The sequence below is a fragment of the Microcoleus sp. AR_TQ3_B6 genome (assembly GCF_036702785.1).
Taxonomy (GTDB): Bacteria; Cyanobacteriota; Cyanobacteriia; order Cyanobacteriales; family Microcoleaceae; genus Microcoleus.
In genome coordinates this window covers 25,441-32,228 of sequence record NZ_JAUBVJ010000091.1, presented here as the reverse complement: position 1 = coordinate 32,228, position 6,788 = coordinate 25,441, and the positions used below count along the sequence as shown (strand labels likewise).

General features: G+C 43.1%; 7 protein-coding genes and 1 pseudogene. 2 read left to right on the top strand and 6 right to left on the bottom strand.

Annotation, left to right across the window (positions count from 1 at the left end):
- Nucleotides 1-377: 377 nt before the first annotated feature.
- Nucleotides 378-1,267 (top strand): annotated as a pseudogene (locus QUB56_RS30130) (IS630 family transposase).
- A 26-nt stretch (nt 1,268-1,293) separates the two neighbouring features.
- Nucleotides 1,294-1,473: a hypothetical protein gene (locus tag QUB56_RS30125; RefSeq protein WP_332960026.1), complete on the top strand. Its 180-nt coding sequence runs from the start codon at nt 1,294-1,296 to the stop codon at nt 1,471-1,473.
- 296 nt (nt 1,474-1,769) lie between these two features.
- Here QUB56_RS30125 and QUB56_RS30120 read toward each other — a convergent pair whose 3' ends face one another.
- From QUB56_RS30120 to QUB56_RS30095, 6 genes are all read right to left on the bottom strand, one after another.
- Complete coding sequence (locus tag QUB56_RS30120; RefSeq protein WP_332960025.1) at nt 1,770-1,901, bottom strand: hypothetical protein; 132 nt, start codon at nt 1,899-1,901, stop codon at nt 1,770-1,772.
- Between the two features lie 49 nt (nt 1,902-1,950).
- Nucleotides 1,951-2,910 carry a DUF362 domain-containing protein gene (locus QUB56_RS30115; RefSeq protein WP_332960024.1) on the bottom strand — a complete coding sequence of 320 codons (960 nt, stop codon included), beginning with the start codon at nt 2,908-2,910 and terminating at the stop codon, nt 1,951-1,953.
- A gap of 168 nt (nt 2,911-3,078) precedes the next feature.
- Nucleotides 3,079-3,405, bottom strand: coding sequence for a hypothetical protein (locus QUB56_RS30110; protein ID WP_332960021.1), 327 nt, complete (start codon nt 3,403-3,405; stop codon nt 3,079-3,081).
- 262 nt (nt 3,406-3,667) lie between these two features.
- Nucleotides 3,668-4,606 (bottom strand): class I SAM-dependent methyltransferase, encoded by a 939-nt coding sequence (locus QUB56_RS30105; RefSeq protein WP_332960023.1) that lies wholly within the window; start codon nt 4,604-4,606, stop codon nt 3,668-3,670.
- Nucleotides 4,607-5,224: 618 nt separating this feature from the next.
- Complete coding sequence (locus tag QUB56_RS30100) at nt 5,225-6,184, bottom strand: DUF362 domain-containing protein (protein WP_332960022.1); 960 nt, start codon at nt 6,182-6,184, stop codon at nt 5,225-5,227.
- 168 nt (nt 6,185-6,352) lie between these two features.
- A complete protein-coding gene (locus QUB56_RS30095) occupies nt 6,353-6,679 on the bottom strand; it encodes a hypothetical protein (protein ID WP_332960021.1) in 327 nt (108 codons plus the stop codon).
- Between the last annotated feature and the right edge of the window lie 109 nt (nt 6,680-6,788).

Below are 6,788 nucleotides of genomic sequence, written 5' to 3'. Positions count from 1 at the left end.
TTCGTAATTCATCTTAGGGGAGCTAATTATTTCTTTTATTTTACCTAGAACGAGCGCACTTTCGCAAGAGGTCTATTCTAGTAGCGAACTCATGCTCAGCCCCGAAAAAAAGATATTTTACCATCTCTCCCTACTCTTTATTTTATTTTTCGGAGATGTCTATTACAGGTAGTCTGAAACTTGTTTACCCGAACGGGGAAATAACTGATTATCTCGCAACTTCGGGGCTGCCTGATTGGTAAAGACCGACCGATCAATGGGCGCGCGGAAAAGGACCTATTCCGGCTGGAGAGTATGAAATACCGACCGAGCCTTATAGCGCTACGCGCTATAGTTAGGACAAAAGTATGATAAGATGCAGTAAGAGTTAGTGGAAAATAGCCCGGCCTGCACCTTATAGTTACGATTTACGCTCGAAAGCCGTTGCAGCCGTGAAAAGAGGAGAAAAGAAAGTAGAAGTAAGTCATTTTTTTAAAATTAGTCGCAACACATTAGATCTCGGGCTGAAAAAAGAAAGAGAAACACCAGATGTAAAGGCAAGTCTGCCTGTAGGAGTAGGAACTCGACCGAAAATTCAGGACTTAAAAAAGTTGGAAGAATTTCTGAGATAAAATCGTGACACAACCCAAAAACAAATGGCACAATTATGGGGTGATGAGGATCCTCAACAGAATATTAGTTATGCTTGTAAAAAATAGGTACTTCCTCGAAAAAAAAACTATGGCTATCAAGAAAGAGATGAAGAAAAAAGAGTAGAATTTAGAGAAAAGCTAGAAATAATTGCCAATAACAGGAAAGTTTATGTAGATAAAGCTGGATTTGATAGTAGAGAAGATTACCCCTATGGCTATAGCTTGAAAGGGGAAAGATGTCAAGCTCTTAGATCTGGCAAAAGAACAGAAAGAGTAAGTTAGCTGGCGGCGTTAAAATCAGGAAAAATCTTGGCTCCTCTAACTTTTAAATGCTCATATAATAAAAACTTATTTGAGACTTGGTTAAAAGATTGTTTGTTACCAAAATTAGAACCAGGAGACATTATTATTATAGACAATGCCAGTTTTCATAAAGGGGAATACAGAGCGAGAAATTATCGAGTCAGCGGGTTGTGAAATATGGTATTTACCACCTTACTCACCTGATGCCAAATAAAATTGAGAATTGGTGGGCTGTCTTAAAAACATGGATGAGACAAAGACTTAAAGAGTTTGAAACTGTAAGAGAATGTGTAGATGCAGCATTTAAAAACTGTCCTAACGTTAGCGCGTAGCGCTATATTGGTTAGACACGCGCGGAGTGGAAGGATTCTTCTTTCACATCAGTCCCGATCCAGTTGGCTCAGGCGATCGCATTCGGAGTGAATTAGGCGTCCACTATGACGCCAACGTCCCCGGTACATCGGGATGCATTGGGCTTGTCAGCTTCGCTGGGAATGAAAAGCGTTCCGTTAAAAGTTCAGTATTGAGAGAAAGTTAGAGCCCGTCACGATCTAGGCGTGACGGGCTCTTTTTCTGTGGGTTATCCCTGATAGGGATTTAGAGGGGGGGCAACGGGCAACTAGAGGTATGCAGCACCTAAGCTCGTTGTTTTTACATACTACCACATTGGTGGGGATTCATCTTAATGAGGCGACCTGAGAATACCAGCTGCAGAGCCATATCTTGAGAGGGGTTTTCAGTCCGCATTTCAATCTCAACTTCTGTTGCTAACATATCCTCACTAATCCGCGTGTCAAAGAAAAACAGTGGATTGCGATTGAGATGCTTGTACTCTTAGTAGGTAGGAGTGCTGTTGCACTGCAATCCATCTGCCATTGCGAGCGCCTTGCGCTGCTTCTTTTCCTGACTGTAAGTCCAGATTATTCTGGGCAAGCGGATCAGGGGATTGCTCGTACTCCCATTCACTATCTGTTTGCGAGTTTTTAGACTGTATATTTTACCCCTTCTCTCTTCGCTAATGCGAAGCCTTGAGGCTGAACTTTTCTTTGATAAACCGGATATAAAAATGTCTGAAAGTAGACTGAATCACCCGTGGCATACCAAAGTCAATCGGCATCAGACTTTCGGGCAACTTCCAATCCAAAACCTGGAGAGTTTCCGGCTGCAAAAGCGGAAAATCAAGATCCTCTAAATTCGAGCAAAGTCCCAATCTCATCGCCGCAGCTACAGTGGGAACCGCCCCCGGCTCAGCATTAATAATTTCAACTAAAGTTCTGTCCAAAGCAAACACATTATCAGAGGCGGCCAAAATTCCCAAAAACTTAGGTTCCCCGCCGCTTGGTCCGTTACCTTCGTGACCGATAATGCCATCCAAAATAGTCAAATTTGGGTTAATTGCCCGGGCAGTTTCTACCAGCATTTCACCGAATCGGCCGCTATCTTTCCCAGCTTCCATGTGCCACCAAGCCTTCATTTTACCAGGCACGCAGCCGAACAAATTTTTCACGCCCATTGTCACGGTTAATTGAACGTGAGATTTTAGTTTTGGTAAATTAATCACTACATCTGCTGCCATGGCTTCTTTGCTAAGAAGCAGATGATTGAAATCTTCGCTGACAGTTTCGTAGCGTTTTCCTTGAAACTCAACTACTGGCAAATTCAGTTCTTCCAACAGCGGCAAATAACCGTTGGCTTTGGCTACACCCCTGGCGCTACCAAAAGCTGGACTATCACCTAAAAATGGTTTTCCTCCCGCTTCAATGACCATTTTAGCCACGCAGTAAACTAATTCCGGGCGGGTGACGCATTCTTTTGTAGGGCGAGAACCTGTCAGGAGATTGGGTTTGAGTAAAACCCGATCGCCCGATTTGACAAAAGCCGAGATTCCGCCCCAGGGTGCGAGCAAATTTTCTAAAGATGCTTGCAAGATGTGGCGTTCGTATGAGTTGGCACGAATTAAACTAACAGCAGACATACTTTTTAATTTTTTTCTCAGGGAAATGGGGAATGAGGAATTGGGGATTTTTCCGGGGACTTACCTATAACTTCTATATGTAGGGTGCGCACTGCGCACCTTACCGCTTGTCAGCTATTACTAATTACCGATTACCAATTACCCCTTACCGATAACTAGCAACTCGGTTTAAGTATTCGTTGGCAATCTACCAACTGCCGCCCGCTGCATGGTACTAACTCGCAGCGAGTTCGAGAATACTCCTTGACCTTGCAGTTCAGGGATAGCAGGTTTTACTTCCACTTTTACCACCCTGGCTGTGCAGATAAAAACCGTTTGATCGGCTAAATGGAAAGTCAACCAAGGTTGATTTAACAAATGCAGCACTTCCTCTTGGAATTCTGGTGCCGGCATCGGAATTGTAAAGGTTTCTGCGTGACCTTCCACATAATGAAATGTCACTTGAGTCGTGTTCTCTCTATCTTGAGTTAATTTGGCAAAAGAACCGGCGCGCATAAATCTTCCTCCCCAACTTGAGACTATAAAAAAAATTCAGAATTAAATGTAAAAAAAATGAATTCTGAATTGTTTAACTTTTACCACTGACAGGGCTTAGGCAGAATTCAGAAGGCAGAATGCAGAATTAGATCGAGTTCAGCATTCTAGTTTCTACCTGATTCCTGCGATCGCCTATACGTTAGCAGAAGATGTTGGCGTCGCACTCATTTTCTCTAAATCTAGAACTTTTGCCGAGTTTATTGGCTTTACCTCGCTCTTGCTATGGCTTTTGTGCCACAATCCGGAGCGAATCGTATTTTTTGGCGTCTGGCGCAAAAATAGTTTTTCGCAGTAGGTTCCAAGCTTGGAGTTTACTATTTTCTTTGGGCTTTACCATCTGAGGATCTGCCATTGAATCTAACACACTCAAAATTTTTCTTTCCTCATCGATCACACAGTTACAAAATTGGCGATAGTAGCCATTAAAGTCGATAGAAATTATCTCAAATCCCACTTTTTCACAGATAGCGCGGAAGCTCTGCGGTGTGAAGAAATACAAATGTCTTGGTACATCTAGATGCAGCCATGCAATCCCTGATGACTTCAGCCCTATACAAGAGTTATTTGGTACTTCCATCACCAATTTGCCACCATCCACGAGCAACTGCATGGCATTGCGGAGTGCCAGTAAAGGCTCTCTGGTATGTTCGAGTACGTGGTTCATCACAATCATGTCGTACTGTCTACACTTGACTTCCGGGGGCAAAGATTCAGCAGTGCCATAAAATACATCAAGACCTCCCTGCTGGCTCAAAGCCAAAGCTTGTCGATCGGGTTCTACGCCCCAGACTTTGTGACCATCTGCTTGCAGTTCTTTCAGCCGTTTCCCGCTGGCGCAACCGATTTCTAAGATCGAGCACGAAGCAGTCCCGAACTGTTGCTTCCACCATTGACTTGTGAGATCTACTCCGCGATCGAAACGCCAAGCTAGATGCGTGCGGAATCTATCCAAGAAGGAAATAGAAGAGGAAGATTCGGAATTTGTAAAGTCTGCATAATGAGTATAATACTCGTCAATCTCGTAGAAGCTGGCGATCTTGTTGAGTTCTGGTAAAGGATGAATGCATCCAAGTTGTGACTCTTCGCACCAGTACAATTGAAATGATTCTTTGTTTGCAGGTCTGCGCCAATCACCGGGTATCAATAGCCACGGTTTCATACTCTGTCCCGATATAGGACAGACGACGGTAGGACTTAAGCAATTTTGATTTGGCATTTTAGTTTTCTTTATTTAGGTACTTGATGTACTAATTACCACTGATTTTGGATTTAAATGCTGCAAAAAAAATATTAACCAGTGACAATTGCGGAATCCGAAATACAGTGGATGACTGCCCCAAAATTATTAGGTTTGGGAAACAGGATGGCTGGGGGGTGGTTTTGAGCTTACATCGCATTTAAGCTAACTCATTTAATTTGCTTTGTCATTTTAGCTAAAAAAACTTCACATTCCGCGCTCTGCCTGTGAGTAAGTTTTCCTATATTTAGGAATTCAGCAATAATTTAAGTATAAATTAAGTTATAAAACAGGGCTGCGATCCAGCCAAATAAATTTTATTTACTTTTCAGTAAAATAATACAGCTGAAATTTTTTGCGAAAGCAAAGTATAAAATTTGCGATTGCATCTATCCCTAGACGCAAATGTTGCGGCAGCTACTATTTTTTGACATAAAAATTTAGCTCCCAGTTGAGTTAGGAAGCCAAACTTTTCTTTAATCTTCAGCACAAAAGGTGATTGACAAGCGCGCATTTTTATAAATCGGTGGCGAATGCCTCCTATCGAGGGACGTAAGCCCCCATCCGTTCTTTGATAAACCGGATATAAAAATGCCTGAAAGTAGACTGAATCACCCGTGGCATACCAAAGTCAATCGGCATCAGACTTTCGGGCAACTTCCAATCCAAAACCTGGAGAGTTTCCGGCTGCAAAAGCGGAAAATCAAGATCCTCTAAATTCGAGCAAAGTCCCAATCTCATCGCCGCAGCTACAGTGGGAACCGCCCCCGGCTCAGCATTAATAATTTCAACTAAAGTTCTGTCCAAAGCAAACACATTATCAGAGGCGGCCAAAATTCCCAAAAACTTAGGTTCCCCGCCGCTTGGTCCGTTACCTTCGTGACCGATAATGCCATCCAAAATAGTCAAATTTGGGTTAATTGCCCGGGCAGTTTCTACCAGCATTTCACCGAATCGGCCGCTATCTTTCCCAGCTTCCATGTGCCACCAAGCCTTCATTTTACCAGGCACGCAGCCGAACAAATTTTTCACGCCCATTGTCACGGTTAATTGAACGTGAGATTTTAGTTTTGGTAAATTAATCACTACATCTGCTGCCATGGCTTCTTTGCTAAGAAGCAGATGATTGAAATCTTCGCTGACAGTTTCGTAGCGTTTTCCTTGAAACTCAACTACTGGCAAATTCAGTTCTTCCAACAGCGGCAAATAACCGTTGGCTTTGGCTACACCCCTGGCGCTACCAAAAGCTGGACTATCACCTAAAAATGGTTTTCCTCCCGCTTCAATGACCATTTTAGCCACGCAGTAAACTAATTCCGGGCGGGTGACGCATTCTTTTGTAGGGCGAGAACCTGTCAGGAGATTGGGTTTGAGTAAAACCCGATCGCCCGATTTGACAAAAGCCGAGATTCCGCCCCAGGGTGCGAGCAAATTTTCTAAAGATGCTTGCAAGATGTGGCGTTCGTATGAGTTGGCACGAATTAAACTAACAGCAGACATACTTTTTAATTTTTTTCTCAGGGAAATGGGGAATGAGGAATTGGGGATTTTTCCGGGGACTTACCTATAACTTCTATATGTAGGGTGCGCACTGCGCACCTTACCGCTTGTCAGCTATTACTAATTACCGATTACCAATTACCCCTTACCGATAACTAGCAACTCGGTTTAAGTATTCGTTGGCAATCTACCAACTGCCGCCCGCTGCATGGTACTAACTCGCAGCGAGTTCGAGAATACTCCTTGACCTTGCAGTTCAGGGATAGCAGGTTTTACTTCCACTTTTACCACCCTGGCTGTGCAGATAAAAACCGTTTGATCGGCTAAATGGAAAGTCAACCAAGGTTGATTTAACAAATGCAGCACTTCCTCTTGGAATTCTGGTGCCGGCATCGGAATTGTAAAGGTTTCTGCGTGACCTTCCACATAATGAAATGTCACTTGAGTCGTGTTCTCTCTATCTTGAGTTAATTTGGCAAAAGAACCGGCGCGCATAAATCTTCCTCCCCAACTTGAGACTATAAAAAAAATTCAGAATTAAATGTAAAAAAAATGAATTCTGAATTGTTTAACTTTTACCACTGACAGGGCTTAGGCAGAATTC

Bases quoted from the DNA above. Each gene is read 5' to 3' on its own strand.
- QUB56_RS30115 (WP_332960024.1), bottom strand. From the start codon at position 2,910: ATGTCTGCTGTTAGTTTAATTCGTGCCAACTCATACGAACGCCACATC.
- QUB56_RS30110 (WP_332960021.1), bottom strand. From the start codon at position 3,405: ATGCGCGCCGGTTCTTTTGCCAAATTAACTCAAGATAGAGAGAACACG.
- QUB56_RS30105 (WP_332960023.1), bottom strand. From the start codon at position 4,606: ATGAAACCGTGGCTATTGATACCCGGTGATTGGCGCAGACCTGCAAAC.
- QUB56_RS30100 (WP_332960022.1), bottom strand. From the start codon at position 6,184: ATGTCTGCTGTTAGTTTAATTCGTGCCAACTCATACGAACGCCACATC.
- QUB56_RS30095 (WP_332960021.1), bottom strand. From the start codon at position 6,679: ATGCGCGCCGGTTCTTTTGCCAAATTAACTCAAGATAGAGAGAACACG.